Origin of the sequence: Cryobacterium sp. Y62 (genome assembly GCF_002929785.1) — a bacterium.
GTDB lineage: Bacteria > Actinomycetota > Actinomycetes > Actinomycetales > Microbacteriaceae > Cryobacterium.
In genome coordinates this window covers 69,148-89,446 of the sequence record NZ_PJJK01000116.1, presented here as the reverse complement: position 1 = coordinate 89,446, position 20,299 = coordinate 69,148, and the positions used below count along the sequence as shown (strand labels likewise).

Annotated in this window: 21 protein-coding genes; 14 read left to right on the top strand and 7 right to left on the bottom strand. The window is 62.2% G+C overall.

Going from position 1 to position 20,299, the window contains the following annotated elements; genetic code table 11:
* Positions 1-64 precede the first annotated feature (64 nt).
* Genes CXY71_RS15365 through CXY71_RS21185 form a run of 3 tightly spaced genes read left to right on the top strand, consistent with a single transcriptional unit; the run spans position 65 to position 1,369 of the window.
* On the top strand, positions 65-658 hold the full coding sequence (locus tag CXY71_RS15365; protein ID WP_158253122.1) for a Panacea domain-containing protein: 594 nt from the start codon (positions 65-67) through the stop codon (positions 656-658).
* Positions 658-1,161 carry a hypothetical protein gene (locus CXY71_RS15360; protein ID WP_104137197.1) on the top strand — a complete coding sequence of 168 codons (504 nt, stop codon included), beginning with the start codon at positions 658-660 and terminating at the stop codon, positions 1,159-1,161. Before CXY71_RS15365 ends, CXY71_RS15360 begins: the two co-directional genes overlap by 1 nt.
* A 58-nt stretch (positions 1,162-1,219) precedes the next feature.
* Entirely contained in the window at positions 1,220-1,369 is a 150-nt protein-coding gene (locus CXY71_RS21185; RefSeq protein WP_158253121.1) for a hypothetical protein, read from the top strand.
* A gap of 110 nt (positions 1,370-1,479) precedes the next feature.
* On the opposite strand, the gene CXY71_RS15355 is transcribed toward CXY71_RS21185, so the two are convergent.
* Entirely contained in the window at positions 1,480-1,983 is a 504-nt protein-coding gene (locus CXY71_RS15355; protein WP_104137194.1) for a PH domain-containing protein, read from the bottom strand.
* A gap of 464 nt (positions 1,984-2,447) precedes the next feature.
* Between CXY71_RS15355 and CXY71_RS15350 the strand changes: the two genes are divergently transcribed.
* The gene (locus CXY71_RS15350; RefSeq protein ID WP_104137191.1) at positions 2,448-2,639 is read left to right on the top strand and encodes a hypothetical protein; all 192 of its coding nucleotides are present in this window, start codon (positions 2,448-2,450) and stop codon (positions 2,637-2,639) included.
* Positions 2,640-2,900: 261 nt separating this feature from the next.
* On the opposite strand, the gene CXY71_RS15345 is transcribed toward CXY71_RS15350, so the two are convergent.
* Together CXY71_RS15345 and CXY71_RS15340 are read right to left on the bottom strand one after the other, a co-directional pair.
* On the bottom strand, positions 2,901-3,089 hold the full coding sequence (locus tag CXY71_RS15345; protein WP_104137188.1) for a hypothetical protein: 189 nt from the start codon (positions 3,087-3,089) through the stop codon (positions 2,901-2,903).
* Between the two features lie 132 nt (positions 3,090-3,221).
* Positions 3,222-3,551, bottom strand: coding sequence for a hypothetical protein (locus tag CXY71_RS15340; RefSeq protein ID WP_104137185.1), 330 nt, complete (start codon positions 3,549-3,551; stop codon positions 3,222-3,224).
* Between the two features lie 431 nt (positions 3,552-3,982).
* Between CXY71_RS15340 and CXY71_RS15335 the strand changes: the two genes are divergently transcribed.
* Together CXY71_RS15335 and CXY71_RS15330 are read left to right on the top strand one after the other, a co-directional pair.
* Positions 3,983-5,233, top strand: coding sequence for an enoyl-CoA hydratase/isomerase family protein (locus tag CXY71_RS15335; protein ID WP_233204664.1), 1,251 nt, complete (start codon positions 3,983-3,985; stop codon positions 5,231-5,233).
* An 8-nt stretch (positions 5,234-5,241) separates the two neighbouring features.
* Positions 5,242-6,027 carry an enoyl-CoA hydratase gene (locus tag CXY71_RS15330; protein WP_104137470.1) on the top strand — a complete coding sequence of 262 codons (786 nt, stop codon included), beginning with the start codon at positions 5,242-5,244 and terminating at the stop codon, positions 6,025-6,027.
* Here CXY71_RS15330 and CXY71_RS15325 read toward each other — a convergent pair.
* Positions 6,024-6,734: a response regulator gene (locus tag CXY71_RS15325; RefSeq protein WP_104137179.1), complete on the bottom strand. Its 711-nt coding sequence runs from the start codon at positions 6,732-6,734 to the stop codon at positions 6,024-6,026. The two genes, CXY71_RS15330 and CXY71_RS15325, sit on opposite strands and share 4 nt — an antisense overlap.
* Entirely contained in the window at positions 6,727-8,439 is a 1,713-nt protein-coding gene (locus CXY71_RS15320; RefSeq protein WP_104137176.1) for a sensor histidine kinase, read from the bottom strand. The genes CXY71_RS15325 and CXY71_RS15320 overlap by 8 nt, the downstream gene beginning before the upstream one ends.
* Before the next feature lie 136 nt (positions 8,440-8,575).
* Here CXY71_RS15320 and CXY71_RS15315 point away from each other — a divergent pair, with 136 nt between their 5' ends.
* The 4 genes from CXY71_RS15315 to CXY71_RS15300 all read left to right on the top strand — a co-directional run bounded on the left by CXY71_RS15315 (position 8,576) and on the right by CXY71_RS15300 (position 13,578).
* Positions 8,576-9,973, top strand: coding sequence for a cation:dicarboxylase symporter family transporter (locus CXY71_RS15315; protein ID WP_104137172.1), 1,398 nt, complete (start codon positions 8,576-8,578; stop codon positions 9,971-9,973).
* Positions 9,974-10,329: 356 nt separating this feature from the next.
* Positions 10,330-11,625: a glycine betaine/L-proline ABC transporter ATP-binding protein gene (locus CXY71_RS15310; RefSeq protein WP_233204663.1), complete on the top strand. Its 1,296-nt coding sequence runs from the start codon at positions 10,330-10,332 to the stop codon at positions 11,623-11,625.
* Complete coding sequence (locus CXY71_RS15305) at positions 11,622-12,545, top strand: proline/glycine betaine ABC transporter permease (RefSeq protein WP_104137169.1); 924 nt, start codon at positions 11,622-11,624, stop codon at positions 12,543-12,545. Before CXY71_RS15310 ends, CXY71_RS15305 begins: the two co-directional genes overlap by 4 nt.
* Positions 12,546-12,681: 136 nt before the next feature.
* Positions 12,682-13,578, top strand: a complete 897-nt coding sequence (locus CXY71_RS15300; protein WP_104137166.1) for a glycine betaine ABC transporter substrate-binding protein — start codon at positions 12,682-12,684, stop codon at positions 13,576-13,578.
* Here the strand turns inward: CXY71_RS15300 and CXY71_RS22155 are convergent, their stop codons facing one another.
* On the bottom strand, positions 13,579-13,764 hold the full coding sequence (locus CXY71_RS22155) for a hypothetical protein (protein ID WP_104137163.1): 186 nt from the start codon (positions 13,762-13,764) through the stop codon (positions 13,579-13,581).
* A 30-nt stretch (positions 13,765-13,794) separates the two neighbouring features.
* Entirely contained in the window at positions 13,795-14,817 is a 1,023-nt protein-coding gene (locus tag CXY71_RS15290) for a LacI family DNA-binding transcriptional regulator (protein ID WP_104137465.1), read from the bottom strand.
* A 179-nt stretch (positions 14,818-14,996) separates the two neighbouring features.
* Between CXY71_RS15290 and CXY71_RS15285 the strand changes: the two genes are divergently transcribed.
* The 4 genes from CXY71_RS15285 (at position 14,997) to CXY71_RS15270 (ending at position 20,290) form a co-directional block, all read left to right on the top strand.
* The gene (locus tag CXY71_RS15285; protein ID WP_104137160.1) at positions 14,997-17,027 is read left to right on the top strand and encodes a beta-galactosidase; all 2,031 of its coding nucleotides are present in this window, start codon (positions 14,997-14,999) and stop codon (positions 17,025-17,027) included.
* The gene (locus CXY71_RS15280) at positions 17,024-17,977 is read left to right on the top strand and encodes a carbohydrate ABC transporter permease (protein ID WP_104137157.1); all 954 of its coding nucleotides are present in this window, start codon (positions 17,024-17,026) and stop codon (positions 17,975-17,977) included. The genes CXY71_RS15285 and CXY71_RS15280 overlap by 4 nt, the downstream gene beginning before the upstream one ends.
* A complete protein-coding gene (locus CXY71_RS15275) occupies positions 17,974-18,882 on the top strand; it encodes a carbohydrate ABC transporter permease (RefSeq protein ID WP_199184326.1) in 909 nt (302 codons plus the stop codon). The genes CXY71_RS15280 and CXY71_RS15275 overlap by 4 nt, the downstream gene beginning before the upstream one ends.
* A gap of 76 nt (positions 18,883-18,958) precedes the next feature.
* Positions 18,959-20,290, top strand: a complete 1,332-nt coding sequence (locus CXY71_RS15270) for an extracellular solute-binding protein (RefSeq protein ID WP_104137154.1) — start codon at positions 18,959-18,961, stop codon at positions 20,288-20,290.
* Positions 20,291-20,299: the final 9 nt, after the last annotated feature.

Below are 20,299 nucleotides of genomic sequence, written 5' to 3'. Positions count from 1 at the left end.
TAACCTGTGGATAAACCTGTGGATAAACCTGTGAATAGTTACATCCGAGATGATTGGAGACGTTGTGCCGAAAGACAGCCCGGTGGCCTTCAGCCACCATCTTGAGGCCAACGCTGTGGCGAAGTACTTCATCCAGCGCGATTCGTTGCGCGCCGAACCGGACGTGACTCCACTCAAGCTCCAGAAGCTGATGTATTTAGCTCAATCAAATTTTCTAGCTTCGACAGGGCAGCGCCTCTTCGATGAGAATGTTGAGGCATTCGAAAACGGCCCAGTCGTCTACAAAACCTGGGGGAAGTACCCGGGCCGGAACATTATCGCCGTGACTCCGCAAAATGAGTTCTCATCGAATGATGACGAGCACGTTCCCGCGGATACCGCCATCTTCCTTGACGCGGTATGGGAGATGTACAGGGATGTCTCGGCGTCCCAACTCTGGACGCTGACTCACAAGCAAGACCCTTGGAAGAATCACTATGTTCTGAACTCGTACCGGAAAGTCATTCCGGACGAGGACATGCAATCCTATTTTCGCGAGACCGTGCCCCTCGCCGAGAGAATCTTTCATGAGGGCGTTCTCGCCATACCTGCTACGTTTTTTGACAGCCTTAACGATGACGACATCGCAGCTCAACTAGTCCGTTTCCTCGACGCCTGATGCCGCGCGCCTGGGAGCGCGTCGAGACACTAAACGACACCCACAACATCGAGGACTTCAGCTGTGGTAGAACGACAGTGGATGATTGGCTCCACGAAAAATCGCGAGCAAACTCACACAGCGTCACCACGCACGTGTGTCTCGACGGACAGCTAGTCAATGCGTTCTTCGCTTTGAAGACCATCATCGTGTCTGTCGACGGGTTCTCCAATCGACTCAGGAGGGGGTCCAATGAAGAGGGGTACGCGGCGGGGATCCTCCTCTGCCAGATGGGCGTTGGAGTTGACCACCACGGCCATGGTCACGGCAAAGCGCTCCTAAGAGCTGCCATGCAGATGGCCGCGGAAGTTCATAACCGCAGTCCTCATCAGCTATTGGTCATTGACGCGGCCGACGAAAGTCTGGTGGATTGGTACGCCAAGGCTGGGTTCGCTCTCGTCCCCGGTACTCGACGACTCGTGATGCCTATGGCTGCAGTCGTGAAGGCACTCCGCCCTGCGTAAAGCCCTGCCGCGAGCCTGCATCGAGGTGCGAGACTGCGCCCACTAGCTTCATGAACGCATGCACGCTGCCTACCGCGACGCCCAGGACTTCGCCACCCACTCCGACCCGCGCATCACGACGCGCTACGACTGGGGCCGGCAGAACCTCGACCGTAACGCGGCGTACCTGGTGAGCGCGTATATCGCGGGCAGCGCCGTCGCCGCGTAATACGAAAGCCCCGCCCCTCTCAGGAGGTGGCGGGGCTTTTTCGTCGTAGCCCCAGTGAATCAATGGGAACTATGTGTCTGCAGTCAGGGTCAGGGCGACCTTCCGTCGGCCTACAGCCCGAGCAGCTTTTTCTTGCCAGCGACGAACTCTTCCTCAGAGAGCACGCCCTGGTCACGGAACGCCGCAAGCTTCCCCAATTCCACGTTCACATCGACGCCAGATGCGGGGGCAGCATCAGGCCGAGCACCGGCGTAGTTCACATTCTGAGTCTGCTCTCGAACGCGGAGCGCCTCACGCGAGCGGTTCGCGGCTTCATTGATCGCCGACACTCCCTCGCGGAAATTGGGGATGTCCTCGATTGTCACGATTTCCGCGCCAGACACTCGCTGGGCCTTCAGCGTGATGGTCCCGACGCTGCGTGCTTTTTGGGTGAGGGTCTGGCGGGCGTCGACATCGTGGATCTCGTGGCAGTGGATTTGTTCGGCTTTGAGCGAGAGCAAGCCTTTTTCGAAGTACAAGAACTCGCTTGTCAACCGGTAGCGCCCTGCTCCAATCCCGGTCAGTGGCTTCCCCGTGGCGGTCCAGATGTCGGCGTTCGTTGGTGTATCAGTCATGAGACGAGCCTATCGGTCGCTTGCTGGCCCGGTTCAAGGCCGTCCTAAAGACGCACAACCCCGCGCCCCTCTCACGAGGTGGCGGGGCTTTTTCTCGTTGTGCCGGTACCCAGTGAGCGATGGCCGGCCGGGGCACCTTATTCACTTATCTGAACGGCACGATGGGTGCTAGAGCGGAAAGCTTCTGAAACCGTGGGCACCGGGCGAGGTCTTGTGCAGCATCAGGGATAGCCCCGGGCAGCGTTCGTACTTTTCTGCGTATTGCATCAGGAATCTCGACATCTCTGTACGTTATGTTCGTGAAGCCTTACGGTTTAAACACCGGCAAATTAAAAATTCTTGATTCCAGTACCGGCTTCTACGGGGTAGCCGGCGAACGGGTTCAAGGCACAGGAACATGGACGACCGATCATGCACGGCCGACCTCACCACCTGGAACCGCCGCATAAGGAAAGGCAACACACATGGACTTCACAACCGCCACCGACGCCGACCTCGACGCCGACCGTATCACCATCATCACTGAGCAGGAACGCCGGGCGAAACTGGTCGCCATCCCCGCGGAAGTCGCCAGGTTAGCCAAACACTACCGCGAAGTTGGCGGCGACCAAGCCCAAATAGACGCCGCGATTGCGCCGTTCAAAAAAACCTTCTGATTCCCCTGATAGCTGCACAAACTGCTGCTGCTTAACGAAACCCAGCCTCTTCGGAGGCTGGGTTTTTTCGTCGTTAACGCCGCGGGATCGAAAGGGTTGATCATGCGAGACGGTAGCGGGTTAGGGGTCGTACAGTCCCCAGGATCCGCCACTTACTCGCTACTCTGAGATACCAACCACTCCAGTTAGACGCACTGCCTGCATGACCTTTCCCCGCTGCTCGCTCCTCAGGGATTGGGTGACGGGACTTTTTCGTCGTTCCTACTTATCCTTGAGCCTCGCGTCGATCATTTCGTTTATGACCTTCTCAAGGTCTTTTCCAGCGTCAAGTAGTTTGCCATCGACTACATTTTGATTGAGACCCTTAGCCAGGATGCCCGCTATCTTGCCAGACCAACTCATTTGCAATACCCCCTCGATTGAGCGTTCCGTAGTTGAAAACTCAGCCACGGCCAGACCCCATCCAATCAGGATGGGACGTTTTACGAAAGCGATGAGTTGCCCTACTTGCCGCGGCCGGCTCTCAGCGCCCTCACTGTGATCCGCAGCCTCATCGACCTGCCTCGAACGGCACGCGAGCCTCTACGCCTGGTGACGCTTATTCCATCGCCCCATGGCGTAGAACGCCAGCCCGATCAGGACAGCAACGCCAACCGTCGACAGCTGGTTCCCGAAGGTCGCGAGCTGCACGCCCCACTGGTCCGGGGACGTGTAGAAAGCACCGGACAGGGTGTTCCCGAATTCGGCTACTTCGGTGTCATGCGCGTAGATGTTCTCGCCGACAGCAGACAAGACGATCCCGCCAATGAGCGCACCCGCTCCACCGGCGCCGAGGCTGATCTCGAACGGGTTTCGTTTCGGTGACGTTGTGCCGGCCGCGGCTGTCTCAAAGAATGGTGTCTGGTCTGTCATGGTTCCCCCTGTCTTGCCACGAGCCTAGCGCGGGCGGTGGATTGGATTCCATTCGAGAAATTCGTTGATCTATTTTGTGTGTGTGCAGTCCCCAGGATCCGCCACTTACTCGCTACTTTGAGATACGAATCACTCCATATGCGTACCTGCCAATACATAAGCGATTGCCTTGGATGCCGGTATTCTCCCGCTCGTTACTCATACGTCCCACCCCCTACTATCGGCACTCCATATCAGTGGGTTCCGGGTTCAAGTCCCGGGGGGTGCACCACCGTTACCCGTCGTCACTGTTTCTCAGTGCGGCGGGGTTTTTTTGCCCGTTCGGGGTATCGCGCGCCAGAGGAAGCGGTGAGCATTACCGCGAGTTGCTGCCGGCGCACGACTGGGGTGCTTCGGCGCACCTCGTTAGACTGTGGCCAAGAGTAGGGTTCGTGCGGGAGTACGGCCGCATCATCGCGGAGAGGTCAGGTTTGTCCCACACCAAGTCATCCAGAGCTGAGTCCAGCTCCTCGTCAAATACCGACTCCAGCACCGAATCGGGCAGCGAGGTGCTGCTGCAACGGGACGGATCGCTGGCCCGCATCATCTTAAACCGGCCGAGGGCGCTTAACGCGCTCACCCACGGCATGATTCGCAGTATCGCTGCGGCGCTCACCGAGTGGGCCAACGAGCCCTCGGTGCGGACCGTACTGCTCACCGGCAGCGGCGACCGTGCCCTTTGCGCCGGCGGCGACATCGTCTCGGTTTACCGCGACGCCCGCACCGATCCCGATGAAAACGCCCGGTTCTGGGCCGACGAGTACATACTCAACGCCCAGATCAAGCGCTACCCCAAACCGTTCGTCGCCCTGATGGACCGCATCGTGCTCGGCGGGGGAGTCGGCATCTCCGGCCACGCTTCACACCGCGTCGTGACCGAACGCACCCGACTCGGCATGCCCGAAACCACCATCGGTTTCGTGCCCGATGTCGGCGGCACCTACCTGTACTCGCGCATCCCTGGCGAAATCGGCACCCATCTTGCCCTCACCGCAGGCACTATCACCGGGGCCGACGCCATCGTGCTCGGCCTCGCCGACAGCTTCGTTCACTCCTCACGGCTTGATTCCCTGATCGATGCCCTCAAACGGATGCCCGCTGCCGCGGCCATCGCCGAGTTCGCCGAGTCGAGGGTGCCCGGGGCGCCGCTGCTGGCCGAGCGCGCCTGGATCGACGAGTGCTACGCCGGCAATGACCTGTCCTCGATCATCGAACGGCTACAGAATTCATCCGCTGCTGCGGCCCGCGTCGCCGCCACCGCCATTCTGGCCAAGTCGCCGACCGCCGTCACGGTCACCCTCGAATCCCTCCGCCGCGCCCGTGACCTGGCCGACCTCGAAGACGTACTCGAGCAGGAGTATCGGGTGTCGCTGCGCATGGTGGCCGGCCACGATGTGGTCGAGGGTATTCGCGCCCAGGTCATCGATAAGGACCGCAACCCGCACTGGCAGCCGAGCAGCCTCAATGCCGTGTCCAAAACCGACGTGCAGGCGTACTTCGCGCCCCTGCGGGAGCGGGAGCTGCGCTTATCGCGAACGCTTGCTCCCGCCGAATCTGGAACGAGCGTCGATCCACGCCTGACCGGCGAAATCCAGACGACCGGCGAACTTCGCCAGAACACCGAACGAGAGGCAACAGCGTGAGCGACACGATGCACACCACCGACACCTATGAGAACATCCTGCTCGCGCGCCACGGCCGGGTTGGCGTGATCACGCTCAATCGTCCGAAGGCGCTGAACGCGCTCAACTTCGCCACCATGCAGGACGTCGTCGGTGCCGCCACTGGGCTCGACGTCGACCCCGAAATCGGTGCGATCGTCATCACCGGTTCGGAGCGGGCCTTCGCGGCCGGCGCCGATATCAAGGAGATGGCGTCGATGAGCTACATGGACATGTACCTCCAGGACTGGTTCGCCGGCTGGGACAAGCTCGCCGCCGTGCGCACCCCGGTCGTCGCCGCTGTTTCCGGCCACGCCCTTGGCGGCGGCTGCGAACTGGCCCTGATCTGCGATTTCATAATCGCTTCCGACACGGCGACGTTCGGCCAGCCCGAGATCAAGCTCGGTGTCATTCCTGGCATGGGCGGATCCCAGCGCCTCACCCGTGCCATCGGCAAGGCCAAGGCGATGGAGATGATCCTCACCGGCCGCACCATCGACGCCGTCGAAGCCGAACGTGCCGGTCTCGTCGCCCGCATCGTGCCTGCCGCCGAGCTGCTTGCCGATGCCCTCGCGACCGCGACGGAGATCGCGGCCAAATCGGCACCGATCGCGATGCTCGCCAAGGAGGTCGTGAATGCGGCGTACGAATCGATGCTGAGCAGCGGCATCCACTTGGAACGTCGCCTGTTTCACTCGGTATTCGCCACTGAAGATCAAAGCGAGGGTATGGCCGCCTTCATCGAGAAGCGCCCGTCGGTCTTCACGAATCGCTAAAGACCGCGCTTCCAGCTGTACTCATTCTCGGGCCGCCCTGGCGTGCCGTAGCGCGGCGCGCGCAGTACGAGACCGCTGTTGGCGAGATATTCCAGGTAGCGGCGCGCGGTCACCCGGGAGAGCCCCAGCGGCTCCATCAGTTCGCTCGCCGAGACCGGTGCGGTCTGGGCCTGCAAATAGGTGACCAACGGATTCAGCGTCGAATCGGCCAGGCCCTTCGGTAGCGGAATGTCGGTCGGCGCGCGCAGGCTCGCGAACGCGTGATCGACCCCCGACTGCGTCACAACGGATGCCTGCGCGTTCAGTTTCGCACGAAAGTCCCGGTAACTGGATAATTTCGTGGCGAAGGTCGAGTAGGTAAACGGCTTGATCAGGTATTGCACGACGCCGGCCGCAATCGCGCCGCGCACATTGTCAAGGTCGCGCACCGCGGTAATGGCGATGATATCCGTGGACAGACCGGCCGAACGGATGCGCCGGCTCACGTCGAGCCCGTGGGCGTCTGGCAGGTTCATGTCCATCAGCACGAGGTCGATCGGGGTGCCAGCCGAGGCGGCCGCCGCGACCCGGCGAAAGGCCTCCTGCCCGGTGCTGACCGTGGCGACGAGCTCAAACCCGGCCAGGCGACCGACGTAGACGGCGTGCGCCTCGGCGGCGAGTGGTTCGTCCTCGACGACGAGCACGCGAATCGGCGCAGACTCAGTCATGACCGACCGCCGCTGGATTCTTCACTGGCACTGGATGCACCGCCGGAATCGTCACAGTGAACACCGCCCCCGAGCGGCGTCCGATGTCGAGCGTGCCGCCAAGGCGGGTGACGGCCTGTCGAACCAAAGCCAAACCAAGACCGCGTCCGCCGATCGAGCGGCCCGGCTCGGCAACGCCCGCGCCGGTGCTGCCGGTGCCGGTCAGGTTCGTCCCGGTCGCGCCAATACCCTTGGTGCTGAAACCGAGCCGTAACACGTTGTCGATGACATCGGGCGCCACACCGGCACCGCTGTCGGCTACCTCGATCACGACAGCCTGCTCGGTCGACGACACCGTGACCGATACCCGGCGGGGGTCCTCGCCGGCCACCGCCGCATCGAGCGCGTTGTCGACCAGATTGCCGAGCACCGTCACGAGGTCCTGGATCGACAGTCCGGACTGCGCGAGCGTGCCGGACGCCGTGACGGTCAAGGCGATACCCAGTTCATTGGCCTGCGCCGATTTGCCCATGATCAGGGCGCTGATCACCGGTTCGTCAACCGAACCGACCATCTCGTCGGCGAGTTGCTGGCTCAATTCGAGGTCTTTCGTGGCAAATTTGAGCGCCTGATCGGTGCGGCCGAGTTCCATCAGCGACACGATCGTGTGTAGCCGGTTGGAATGCTCGTGGGTCTGCGCTCGCAATGCATCGGACAGGGTCTGCATCGACTGCAGCTCACTGCCGAGGTTCTGCAGATCGGTGTGGTCACGAATCGTCGCCACGAACCCCATCGGTTCCGCCCTGGCACCCGCGTTCCCCGAGGCGGTCGCCGGCTCTTGATCCACCACGAGTACCCGCGTGCCTGTCACATGAATCTCGTCGTGCGCGCTGCGACCGCTCCGCAGTAATTCGCCGAGACTCGGCGGCAGGCTCAGGGCCGTCAGAGCTTGCGGTCGCCCAAAACTCCCCGCGGTCGGGCGTGGTGGAATACCCAACAAGGTGGCCGCCTGATCGTTGTAGAGCACGAGGTCACCGTGCAGATCGACCAGCACCAGACCCTCCCGCACCGAGTGCAGCACGGAGTCGTAGTAGACGAACAGTTGCGCCAGATGCTCCGGTCCCCAGCCCAGGGTGACCCGACGCAGATAACGCCCGAGCAGCCAGGTGCCGACCGACCCGGACGCCAGGAGCGCCAGCGCCAGGCCCAGCACGGAGGGCAGCCGAGCGTTCAGGGCGATCGAGATGTTCGTCGTTGTGGTGCCGACCGCGACGAGCGCGCGTATGGTGCCGCCAGCATCCGTTACCGGCACGACGGCACGAACGGATGGCCCGAGCGTCCCAGTGCTGATTTCGGTGAAGGCCGTTCCGGATACAGCCGGCTCGATCGCGCCGATGTAGTCCTGACCGATTTCGGCCGCGTTCGGATGGGTCCAGCGAGTGCGGTCCGGGGCCATGATCGTGATGAAGTCGAGCTCGGCGTCCTTAGTCAGCTCGAGGGCGTAGGGCTGCAGCGTCGTGCTCGGGTTGGTGGCTTCGCTGGCCGCGAGCACAAGGGGACTGTCAGCGATGGCGGTGGCGACGGCGAGCATCCGGTTGCTGGTCTCGTTGTAGCCACGATCGCGTGCATCGACGAACAGAATGGTCGCGACCAAGCCCGACACCACGACGACGAACAGCGCGTGCGCGACAAAAAGCCGCCTGGCTATGCTCCATTCCCTGCGCATGCGTAGGTACCTTTCTGTCACTCATGAACAATATGACCGCAACAGTGACCGCGTGAGCCGTGTCGACCAGTGTGGAACACATTGCAGCAGCCGGAGCCCGCCGTGGTCCCGATAAGCCTAGACAAAGGAGTCTGCCATGGCATCGACGCCATCACCCCGTACCAAGTCGAAGAAACCCGCCAAGTCCAGGAAGAAGCTCGACTCATCGCACTACCTCTATATGGCCGTTATTATCGCGGTCATTCTCGGTATCGTCGTTGGCCTGGTCTGGGGCGGCGAGAAGGGTTTTGCTGTCTCGCTTGAGCCGCTCGGTGACCTGTTCATCGCCCTGATTAAGATGATGATCGCGCCGATCATCTTCTGCACGATCATTCTCGGCATCGGCTCGATCGCCAAGGCTGCGACCGTCGGCAAGATCGGTGGCCTGGCCCTCGGCTACTTCACGATCATGTCGACCTTCGCGCTCGGCATCGGCCTGGTCGTCGGTAACCTGATCCACCCGGGCGACGGCATGGACTTGTCGGGTGGCAACTTCACGGTCACCGAATCAGCCGACACCCACTCCTTTCTGCTCGGCATTGTGCCCGAAACCCTGGTGTCGTCGCTGACCAGCGGCAATATTCTGCAGACACTGCTCGTCGCACTCATCGCCGGTTTTGCGCTGCAGCGAATGGGCCCGGCTGGCAAGCCGATTCTCGAAGGTATCGCGCACGTGCAAGCCCTGGTCTTTCGCATTCTCATCATGGTTATGTGGCTCGCCCCGATCGGTGCATTCGGCGCGATCGCGGCGGTCGTCGGCGCCACCGGCATTCAGGCCGTGATCAGCCTGTTCACCCTCATGGCGGCGTTCTACATCACCTGTATTATCTTCATCGTGGTCATTCTCGGGAGCCTGCTCAAGCTCGTCACCGGCGTGAACATCTTTAAGCTCATGCGCTATCTCGGCCGGGAATACCTGCTGATCGTCTCCACCTCCTCCTCCGAAGCGGCCCTGCCGCGCCTGATCGCCAAGATGGAACACCTCGGCGTCTCCAAGCCCGTCGTCGGTGTCACGGTACCGACCGGTTACTCCTTCAACCTGGACGGCACCGCGATCTACCTGACGATGGCGTCGCTGTTCATCGCCAATGCGCTCGGCCAGCCGCTCGCGTTCGGTGAGCAGCTCGGCCTGCTCGTGTTCATGATCATCGCGAGCAAGGGTGCCGCCGGAGTCTCCGGCGCGGGCCTTGCCACCCTCGCCGCCGGACTGCAGGCTCACGCCCCGCAGCTGGTCGGCGGCGTCGGTTTCATCGTCGGCATCGACCGGTTCATGTCCGAGGCCCGCGCCCTGACCAACTTCACCGGCAATGCGGTCGCGACCGTCATGATCGGTTCTTGGACCAAGGAAATAGACCGGGTGCAGGTTGACCGCGTGCTCGACAAGCTTGAACCGTTTGACGAACGCACCATGCTCACCCACAGCCACGTGAGCGTCGCAGACACCCGGCGCACCGAAGAGAAGGCCGCACAGTCCCGGGTATTGGAACGCGTTTGAGCCGAAAAGTCGAGCATTAGACTCGCGCTAAGGGTGTCGTCCGGAGGAATCCTACCGGACGGCACCCCTTTTTTGCCTACGTCTTTCGGGTAGCCGAAATCGGGGTGTGTTATGATTATTGACGGTCTTATAACCCTTCACCAGGACGCGCAGACGTAGCCACCATTTGAGATGGAACGGCCGCCTTCGTATGGTGTGGTACCAATGGCTGCGATCCCATGATTGCTCCAGCCCGCACGGATTCATTTCACACCGATTACCGTGTTCGGGCCGCTTGGCGCCAACCCGTCCGACAAGAGAGCACGCCCCGGTGTCAGCTGTGAAATCGGCTGTCTTCGACGTGCACCGGAGAACGCGTGATCGAGAGTCCAGAAACCATCGCCGTCAAGGCGGATCACCTCTACAAAGCATTCGGACGTCGTCCGCATGAAATCGTCAAGAAGCTCAAGGCCGGCAAGAGCCGCGCCGAAATCTCCTCCCTCGGAGTGGCCGCCGTCATCGATGCTTCCTTCGATGTCAAGAGGGGCGAGATCTTCGTCGTCATGGGCCTGTCCGGCTCGGGCAAGTCGACTCTCATCCGCATGCTCAACGGCCTGTGGGAGACCACCTCCGGCACAGTGACCGTCGGCGGCACCGACATCACCGACGTGTCAGCCAAGGAATTGCGCGACGTTCGCCGCAAAAGCATCTCCATGGTATTCCAGCACTTCGCTTTGCTGCCGCACCGCAGCGTGATCGACAACGTGGCCTATGGCCTGGAGATTCAGGGCATGGGGCGAGAGGAACGCCTCGCCAAGGCTCAGACAATCATCGACCTCGTCGGCCTCGCTGGCTGGGCCGACAGCCTGCCGTCCGAGTTGTCGGGCGGAATGCAGCAGCGAGTGGGCCTCGGCCGTGCCCTCGCCGCCGACACCGACGTGCTGCTCATGGACGAAGCCTTCTCGGCCCTCGACCCGCTCATTCGCCGCGAGATGCAGGAGCAGCTCATCGAGCTGCAGGCCGCGCTAGGCAAAACCATCATCTTCATCACCCACGACCTCAACGAGGCCATGTTCCTGGGCGACCGCATCGCCGTCATGCGTGACGGCCGCATCGTTCAGATCGGCACCCCGGAAGAGATCCTCACCGACCCGGCCAACGACTACGTCGCCCAGTTCGTGCAGGACGTCGACCGGGCCCGCGTGCTCACCGCCACGAGCGTGATGGAACCTGTGCGTGCCGTCGTCACCAAAACGGCCGGCCCCCGGGCAGCGCTGCGTACGATGCGTGATTTGCAGACATCCGTCACCTTCGTACTCAACCGGGACCGCACCTTCGCCGGAATCGTGCGCGACCGTGACGTTCTCAAAATGGTCAAGACCGGGGACGCTGACCTGCGAACAATCATTCGAGACGATGCCACCACCGTCGCGCCCGACACTGCCCTGGTCGATCTGGTCGAGCCTTCCGTCGGCAGCGACCTGCCCATCGCAGTCGTCGACTCGAAGAATCGCTTGCTCGGCGTCATTCCGCGCGTCACCCTGCTCGCTGCAATTGGCAACGTCACCACGAGCACGGGTGAATTGCCGCTGATTCACCCGCCAGCGACGATTCCGGTCAACGTTATTACCGATATTCTGCGCGATACAGCGCTGGACGGAGCCGAAGCGTGAACGACTTCCGTATTCCCCTGGGCACCTTGATCGAGTCTTTTATCGGATGGATCACGGTTACCTTCGGGTTTGTTTTTGATTTCATTCGCCTGATTGTTGACGGTGCCTTCGAAGGCGTAGCCTTCGCGCTCGTAACGCCGCCGTTTTACGCCATCATCGCGATCGCGGCGGCCATCGGCTTCGCCGTCCGCGGCTGGAAGTTCGCCGTGGGAACCGTGATCGGCCTCGGGCTCATTCTCGGCGTCAATCAGTGGGAAAACGCGATGTTGACCCTCGCCCTGGTTCTCGTGGCGAGCGTCATCGCCATCGGGCTGAGTGTTCCGCTCGGTATTCTCGCGGCCAAATCTTCGGTCGCCTCGAGTGCCATTCGGCCGATGCTGGACTTTTTGCAGACTATGCCGGCCTTCGTCTACCTGGTTCCGGCCCTCATTTTGTTTCGGGTCGGCGAGGTTCCCGGCATCGTGGCGACCATCATCTTTGCCTTGGCACCCGGTGTGCGGCTCACCGAACTCGGCATCCGCGGAGTCGACAAAGAGGTAGTCGAGGCCGGACAGGCCTTCGGCGCGAGCCCATGGCGTATCCTGAGGCAAATTCAGCTGCCGCTGGCAACGCCGACGATTATGGCCGGCATCAACCAGGTCATCATGCTGTCACTCTCGATGGTCGTCATCGCCGGCATGGTCGGCGCCGGTGCTCTCGGCGGTGAGATTGTGGCGGCCCTGTCGCGCCTCGACGTCGCCCTCGGTTTCGAGGCCGGTTTCGCCGTGGTCATCCTGGCGATCTTCCTCGACCGTGTCACCGCCGGGCTCGGCAATGGAAGCACCCCGCTTGGACGTAGGCTCGCTGCCCGTAAGGCTGTTCGTCACACCGCGGATTCGAAAGCCCCGCCGACAGCTGTGCCAGCACCGGCTCTCGTCTGATCTGCTCATTCTGATCCCCTCCTCCCAACGGATGCCCCCCGCATCCGTTCCATGTGCGCAGGCTCCGCTGGAGCCGGCGCACGCACCACGAGTCAATCCCCAGTCACCCGCAGCGGGTGGCACGAAAGGAAGACGCATGAAGATTCGTTCAACACCCCTTATTGCCCTTGGAGCAGTTTCGCTCCTCGCCCTAGCGGGCTGTGCTGCCGAAACCGAGGTCGCGACGGTCGGAAACGGCAACGACGACCAGAAAAACGTCACCCTCGCCGTGTTCAACGGCTGGGATGAAGGCGTCGCTGTCTCCGAGCTTTGGAAAGCCATTCTCGACGAGAAGGGTTACAACGTCGAACTCGAGTACGCCGACGTCGCTCCCGTTTACGAGGGCCTCTCCACTGGCGACTACGACCTCACCATGGACATCTGGCTGCCCGACACCCACGGCGAGTACCTCGAGACCTACGGCGACGAGATCACCGACCTCGGCGCCTGGAACAACGAGTCCAAGCTCACCATCGCGGTGAACGCGAACGCCCCGATTGATTCGCTCGCCGAGCTGGCCGAGAACGCTGACCTGTTCGGTAACCAGATCGTGGGTATCGAAGCCGGTGCCGGTCTGACCGCCGCGACCGAAGATCGCGTCATTCCCACCTACGGCCTCGAGGGCATGGAATTCACCACATCGTCGACGGCAGCCATGCTGACCGAGCTCAAAGCAGCCACGGATGCCGGCGAGAACGTCGTCGTGACCCTCTGGGAGCCGCACTGGGCTTACGGCTCGTTCCCGATCAAGAACCTCGAAGACCCCGAAGGCACCCTTGAGTCCGTCGAGAGCCTGCACGCCTTCGGCAGCGCCGACTTCTCGGAAAAGTTCCCTGAAGCCAGCGGCTGGATCGAAAGCTTCGAGATGGACCTCGAGACTCTTTACACCCTCGAAGAGGTCATGTTCGTCGACTACGAGGGCTCGGACTATGCCCCGATCGTCGCCCAGTGGATCGAAGACAACCAGGAGTACGTGGACGGCCTCACCAGCTAGTCACGGATTCTGCACGAAGAACGGCTCGCGTCCTCGGACGCGGGCCGTTCTGTTTACGGTCGCGGCGGAATAGAAGAGAAGTTGGCGACAGATGCATGATTGTGTTTTATCGTCGCCGTGTTCAGCCCCCAGGTTTTCATCGAGTTCATTGGCGACTATCGGTACACCAGAGGTGGTGTATGCCATGCCGGGTGCGGAATCCTTGGAGTTCTTCGCTCAAGCGGAGTCGCGCCAGATGATAGGTGTCTCGAGAAGGATGCCGTCGGCGGGTTGCTCCTCGCCGCGCAGCTGGCCGAGCACGCACTCGGCTGCGCGCTCACCCAGGCCAAAGGCGGGCTGGTGCACGGTCGACAGGTGTGGCTGGGTGCGTAGCGCCCAGGAACTGTCGTCAAATCCGACGATGCCGACGTCACCGGGCACGCTGCGCCCGGCATGGCGGAGTGCTTCAAGGGCTCCGGCCGCCACAGCGTCAGATGCTGCGAACACGCCGTCAATCAGTGGATCGTGTTCAAGCAGCGCGCACATACCTCTGACCCCGTCGGTGAAGGTGTAGAGCGGTACTCGAGCGACGAGAGCCGGGTCGAAGCGGTCGCCAAGGGCATCCGTGAAGCCAGCGAGTCGGTCGGCACCGGAATCGCGATCGAGTGCAGCGGCGACCATGCCGATGCGCTTGCGTCCGGTCTGCATCAGGCGTTTCGTGATCGCGCGCGCTGAAGCCCGGTTATCGATTCCTACGAATGGCAGAGGGCTCTGCTCTGGCGGATGTCCAACGAAAGCGGCCGGAAGGCGCAGCTTCTCGATGACTTGGGTTATTGGGTCTTCCCGGCGGGCGGAAACGATGATGACGCCGTCGACGAAACCGCCGCTGAGGTAGCGGGCGACGCGGTCGGTGTCGCGCTGGGAGTCGATGACGAGGCTGACCATCTGGTAGTCCGAGTGGGAGAGCACGGTATTGGCCCCGAGCAGGATGCCGCCGATGTTCGGGTCATCCAGAAATAGCGAGTGTGGCTCGTGCACGATGAAGCCGACTGCTTCTGAGCGCTGCATGACCAAGCTGCGTGCTGCGTTGTTCGGTACATAACCAACCTTCTCGATGGCTGCTTCGATGGCGGTCCTGGCTGACGCCGAGACGTAGGGTTCGTCGTTCACGACCCGACTGACCGTGCCGCGGGACACGCCGGCCTCCACGGCGACATCGTGAATCGTCGCGCGTTTGTGTCGAGACGGGATTGTCACCATTTGATAACCATAACGTTCCCGAGCGAACTCCGCGCTTGACAGCATCGCCGGCATCTACCTAGTCTGTGTACGTTCACAGAAAACCCAACGGTGAGGTCTCACGTCCAATTCTGTGCACGTTCACAGAGTTGTCAACAGTGTGTCGTCAACACGGCGTGCACACCACAGTCAGGGAGCGCATGAACTCGCGAGCAGCTACTTCGAACGAGACGGCCACCCCGTTCGTGCACGAGGGCATCGCCTACGGCTGCGACTACAACCCCGAGCAATGGGGTCCAGAGACCTGGACCGACGACGTTCGCCTGATGCGCGAGGCCGGCGTCGACCTCGTTGCCATTAATATCTTCGGCTGGTCCCACCTCGAACCGCGGGCGGGCGAATACGACTTCGCTACCCTCGACACAATCATCGAGCTCCTGCACGCTAACGGCATTCGGGTCAACCTCGGCACTGGTACATCGTCCCCGCCGCCGTGGTTGACCACGCTGCACCCTGAGATCCTCCCTGTGAGTGATGACGGCACGACACGATTCCCTGGTGGGCGGCAGGCCTGGTGCCCGAGTTCGGCCGTGTTCCGTCAGCACGCGCTCGCCCTGGTGGAAAAGGTCGCGGAGCGGTATGGCCACCACCCGGCCATCGCCCTCTGGCACGTGTCCAACGAACTAGGCTGCCATAACGCGCTTTGCTACTGCGATGACACCGCGGCTGCGTTTCGCCTCTGGCTGCAGGCGCGCTACGGCACGATTGACGCCCTCAACGTTGCCTGGGGTACTTCGTTCTGGAGCCAGCGCTACGGCCAGTGGGCCGAGATCCTCACTCCGCGGCTCACGCTGTCCAGCCGGAACCCCGGCCAGGTGCTTGACTTTCACCGGTTCAGCTCGGCCGAACTGCTCGACTACTACCGCCGCGAAGCCGCGGTGCTGCGCCGCCACTCGAACGTGGCCGTGACCACTAATTTCATGGTCACCGCGCACATCCGCAACCTCGACTACTGGTCTTGGGCCGGCGACATGGACATCGTCGCCAACGACCACTACCTCGATCATCGCCTTGCCGACCCAGCCATCGAACTCGCCTTCGCCGCCGACCTCACCCGTGGGCTCGCCCAGGGGGAGCCTTGGCTGCTAATGGAACAGTCCACCGGTGCCGTTAACTGGCAGACGCATAACCTGGCCAAGGTGCCCGGTGAGATGACTCGCAATTCCCTCGCCCACGTCGCCCGCGGTGCCGATGGCATCTGCTTTTTTCAGTGGCGCGCATCCCTGCAGGGGTCAGAGAAGTTCCACTCCGCCCTGGTACCACACGCTGGCACCGACACGGTGCTCTGGCGCGAGGTCGTGGCCCTGGGCGCGACCCTTGATCGCCTCGCCGAGGTCGCCGGCAGCCGGGTCGTCGCGGATGCCGCGATCATCTTCAGCTGGGAGGCCTGGTGGGCCGGCGACGGAGAGTCCCGTCCCTCCCATGCGGTGCGCTATCTCGACCAGGTGCACGCCGCTTACACAGCCCTGCACCAACTAGGCGTCACGGTGGACATCGTCTCGCCCGACGCTGACCTCTCCGCCTACCGCCTCGTCGTCGCACCGTGCCTCTATCTGGTCTCTGACGAGCAGGCCCGGAACCTGGATTCCTATGTCAAGGCCGGTGGCCACGCCCTGATCACTTTTTTCAGCGGCATCGTCGACGAAGACGACCGGGTGCGCACCGGTGGCTACCCCGGCGCGTTCCGTGAGATCCTCGGCATCACTGTGGAAGAATTTTTCCCGCTGCTGCCCGGACACGTTCTCACCCTCGACTCTGGCGACGCCGCGAGCCTATGGAGCGAACGCCTGCGGGTGGACACCGCCGAGGTGGTGGCGAACTACCTTGACGGGCCACTACCCGGAATCCCCGCCATCACTCGCAACGGTCACGGAAGCGGCACCGCCTGGTACGTTGCGACCGTACTGGAGGCCGGAGCATTGAGGAACCTCATGCGCACGATTGCTGAGGAAGCACGCGTTACCGCGGTTGGCCCGGAGAGCGCGGGAACCATCGAGGTCGTTCGCCGAGTGAACTCCACCCGCAGCTACCTGTTCATCATCAACCACGGCCACGACGACGTTGAGCTTCCGGTTTCTGGCCATGAACTTGTCGTCGGAGAGCCGATCGCTCGAATCGTGCGCGTTCCGGCCGGCGCCGTCCGCGTGATTAGAGAGGACCCCGCATCATGAGCGCACCTACCGTTCCTATAGCGGATGCCCCGGGCACCGCCGCCCGGAAGAGGCCCAGCGCCGCTAAGCCGTCCGGAGCAAAGTCCCGCGTGCAGCATAAGGGAGCGATCCTCGCGTTCGTACTCCCGTTCGGTGCGCTGTTCGCCCTGTTCTATCTCGTGCCGATCGGCTATGCGATCTACCAATCGCTGCTCGTGATCGAGCGCGAGGGCACTTTCGGTCAAGCGACTCAGGTCTTCGGCGGACTCACCCAGTACGTCCTGGTCTTCCAGAACGGGCCCTTTTGGCAATCGATCGGCCGGGTGCTCGCCTTCGGCCTCGTGCAAGTGCCGATCATGCTCGGCCTCGCGCTGCTATTCGCCCTGCTGCTGGACTCGCCGCTTGTGCGCGGAAAGAAGTTCTTTCGGCTGGCGTTCTTTGTTCCCTACGCGGTGCCCGGCGTCATCGCCGCGATCATGTGGGGCTACCTCTACTCACCCAACCTGTCACCATTCAGTGCCGTCACCGAGAATATCAACTTCCTCTCGGCGGACCTCGTGCTCTGGGCGATCGCCAACGTCGTCACCTGGGTGTTCGTGGGGTACAACATGCTCATCATCTACTCGGCGCTGTTGGCGATCCCGGCCGAGCTCTACGAGGCCGCCCGCCTCGACGGGGCCGGGCAGCTGCGCATCGCGTGGTCGGTCAAGATCCCGCTGATCATGCCGGCGATCGTCCTGACCGCGATCTTCTCGATCATCGGCACCCTGCAGCTGCTGGCCGAACCGCAGGTGTTCCGCAGTTTCAGCTCGGCCGTGACCAGCACGTTCACCCCCAACCTGACGGTGTACTCCACCTCATCGATCCCGAACTTCAACCTGGCCGCCGCGTTCTCCGTGGTGCTGGCCCTGGCCACGTTCATCCTCTCCTTCACATTCCTGAAGTTCACGCAGCGGAAGGAAGGAAAATGAGCACACTGACCCCTACCAAGCTGGCTCGCGGCATCCGTTTCGCTGAGGCGAAGGCACCTCGCGCTCAGCGAGAGAGCCCGTTCGCCCGCGTCAGCGCCATGATTGTCATGGGCGTGTTCACGCTCTACTTCCTGGTGCCGATCTGGTGGCTGTTGGTCGCGGCCTCGAAGAACCGCTCCCAATTCAATAGCACGAACCCGCTCTGGTTCGCTGATTTTTCCCTGTTCGAGAACATGGCAAACCTGGTGGCCTACCGCGACGGGGTCTACCTCAAGTGGATGCTCAACAGCGCGCTTTACGCCGGTGGCGGTGCCCTCGTGGGCACGCTCATCGCTGGGATGTGCGGCTATGCGCTGGCCAAATACAACTTTCCGGGCCGCGAACTGATCTTCAACGTCGTGCTCGGCGGGGTGCTCGTACCCGCGACTGCCCTGGCGCTGCCCCTGTTCCTGATCTTCAGCCAGATCAGCCTGACGAACACGTTCTGGTCGGTGTTCCTACCGAGCCTGGTCAGCCCGTTCGGGGTCTACCTCGCCCGCATCTACGCCTCGGCCAGCGTGCCCGACGAACTGCTCGAGGCTGCCCGCCTCGACGGCGCCGGCGAATTACGCACCTTCTTCACTGTCTCGGTGCGGATGATGGTGCCCGCCCTGGTCACGGTCTTCCTTTTCCAGTTCGTCGCCATTTGGAACAATTTCTTCCTGCCGCTGATCATGCTGCGCGACGAAACCCTGTTCCCGGTTACGCTCGGCCTCTACGCCTGGAACTCGCAGGTCAACCAGATCCCTATGCTGCGCGACTACGTGCTGATCGGCGCGCTGCTGTCGATCATCCCGCTGATCATCATCTTCCTGCTGCTCCAGCGCTTCTGGCGCAACGGCCTCAGCGCCGGTTCAGTGAAATAACCGCCCCCAAATCGCACCACCTCGGCTGGAAATCCCAGTCGGCCCGTTTCCCCCCCTCCCAAAGAAAAGAAGGACAATGCGTATCAAGAAGAGAGCAACCACCGTCGCTTTGCTCACCGCAGCCACGGTCGCCCTGGCCGGCTGCGCGTCCGGCTCGACCACGCAAAACGGTGGCGACGCCGCAGCCTGCGTACCCTCGGACGGCAAGGTTGATCTAACCTTTACGACCTGGATTCCTGGGATCGAGGAAGTCGTCAAGATCTGGAACGAGGACAACCCCGACGTTCAGGTGAAGGTGCAGACCGGCCCGAACGGAAATGGTGGCACCTATCAGAACTTCTTCAACCAGCTCAAGGCCGGCAACGCGCCCGATCTTGGCCAGATCGAATATGACGCCCTTCCCAACTTTCGTGTGCAGGACGGCCTGACCAACCTCGCTTCCTGCGACGGTATACTCGACGCTCAGGACGACTTCGTGGATTGGACCTGGGGTCAGGTCAACTTCGGTGAAGAAGACGCCGTCTACGCGGTGCCGCAGGATGCCGGCCCCATGGCCATGTTCTACCGCGCCGACCTCTTCGCGGCCAACAACATCGAGATCCCCACCACTTGGGAAGAGTTCGCGGTTGCAGCGGAAGCTGTGCGCGCTACCGGCGGGTACATCACCAACTTCTCGCAGAGCGACATCAACCAGTTTGCCGGATTCGTCTGGCAGGCCGGCGGTACCTGGTTCGAGAATGATGGCGATAACTGGACTATCGACCTGACCAGCCCGGAGTCCATCAAGGTTGCCGACTACTGGCAGGACCTGATCGACCGCGATCTCGTTTCAACTAACCCGCCGTGGACCGATGAGTGGAATAACGCCTACAATACCGGATCCAACTGGACCTGGAACTCCGCGGCCTGGGGTGCGAACTCCATCGCCAGCGGTGCTCCAGACACCGCCGGCAATTGGTCCGTCGCACTCTCCCCGCAGTGGGCTGATGGCGACAATGCCGCCGGCAACTGGGGTGGCTCGTCCACCGCGGTATTCAAGGGCTCCGCACACCCTTTCGAGGCCGCCCAGTTCGCGCTGTGGCTGAACACCTCTGACGAGGCTCTGACGATGCTGAACGAGTCGGCCAACCTCTACCCGGCCGCCAAAAGCGGCCTGGAACTGTCGGCGCTGAAGGACGGCGTCGAATTCTACGGTGGCCAAGCCATCTATGATGTGTTCGCCGAGGCGTCTGCTCAGGTATCGCCCGATTTCATCTGGGGTCCGACCATGACGCAGGTATACAACGATACCTCCGACGGCTTCAAGGGTGCTGTAACCGGCAACGGCACGCTGGCGGATGCTCTCACGAGTGCCCAGCAGAGCACGATCGACGCTCTCCAAGCACAGTCGATCCCGGTCAACAAGTAGCGTCAGTTC

Coding starts and splice junctions, on each gene's coding strand:
- CXY71_RS15360 (WP_104137197.1), top strand. CDS start 658: ATGCCGCGCGCCTGGGAGCGCGTCGAGACACTAAACGACACCCACAAC.
- CXY71_RS21185 (WP_158253121.1), top strand. CDS start 1,220: ATGCACGCTGCCTACCGCGACGCCCAGGACTTCGCCACCCACTCCGAC.
- CXY71_RS15355 (WP_104137194.1), bottom strand. CDS start 1,983: ATGACTGATACACCAACGAACGCCGACATCTGGACCGCCACGGGGAAG.
- CXY71_RS15350 (WP_104137191.1), top strand. CDS start 2,448: ATGGACTTCACAACCGCCACCGACGCCGACCTCGACGCCGACCGTATC.
- CXY71_RS15340 (WP_104137185.1), bottom strand. CDS start 3,551: ATGACAGACCAGACACCATTCTTTGAGACAGCCGCGGCCGGCACAACG.
- CXY71_RS15330 (WP_104137470.1), top strand. CDS start 5,242: ATGCACACCACCGACACCTATGAGAACATCCTGCTCGCGCGCCACGGC.
- CXY71_RS15325 (WP_104137179.1), bottom strand. CDS start 6,734: ATGACTGAGTCTGCGCCGATTCGCGTGCTCGTCGTCGAGGACGAACCA.
- CXY71_RS15320 (WP_104137176.1), bottom strand. CDS start 8,439: ATGCGCAGGGAATGGAGCATAGCCAGGCGGCTTTTTGTCGCGCACGCG.
- CXY71_RS15315 (WP_104137172.1), top strand. CDS start 8,576: ATGGCATCGACGCCATCACCCCGTACCAAGTCGAAGAAACCCGCCAAG.
- CXY71_RS15300 (WP_104137166.1), top strand. CDS start 12,682: ATGAAGATTCGTTCAACACCCCTTATTGCCCTTGGAGCAGTTTCGCTC.
- CXY71_RS22155 (WP_104137163.1), bottom strand. CDS start 13,764: ATGGCATACACCACCTCTGGTGTACCGATAGTCGCCAATGAACTCGAT.
- CXY71_RS15290 (WP_104137465.1), bottom strand. CDS start 14,817: ATGGTGACAATCCCGTCTCGACACAAACGCGCGACGATTCACGATGTC.
- CXY71_RS15285 (WP_104137160.1), top strand. CDS start 14,997: ATGAACTCGCGAGCAGCTACTTCGAACGAGACGGCCACCCCGTTCGTG.
- CXY71_RS15280 (WP_104137157.1), top strand. CDS start 17,024: ATGAGCGCACCTACCGTTCCTATAGCGGATGCCCCGGGCACCGCCGCC.
- CXY71_RS15275 (WP_199184326.1), top strand. CDS start 17,974: ATGAGCACACTGACCCCTACCAAGCTGGCTCGCGGCATCCGTTTCGCT.
- CXY71_RS15270 (WP_104137154.1), top strand. CDS start 18,959: ATGCGTATCAAGAAGAGAGCAACCACCGTCGCTTTGCTCACCGCAGCC.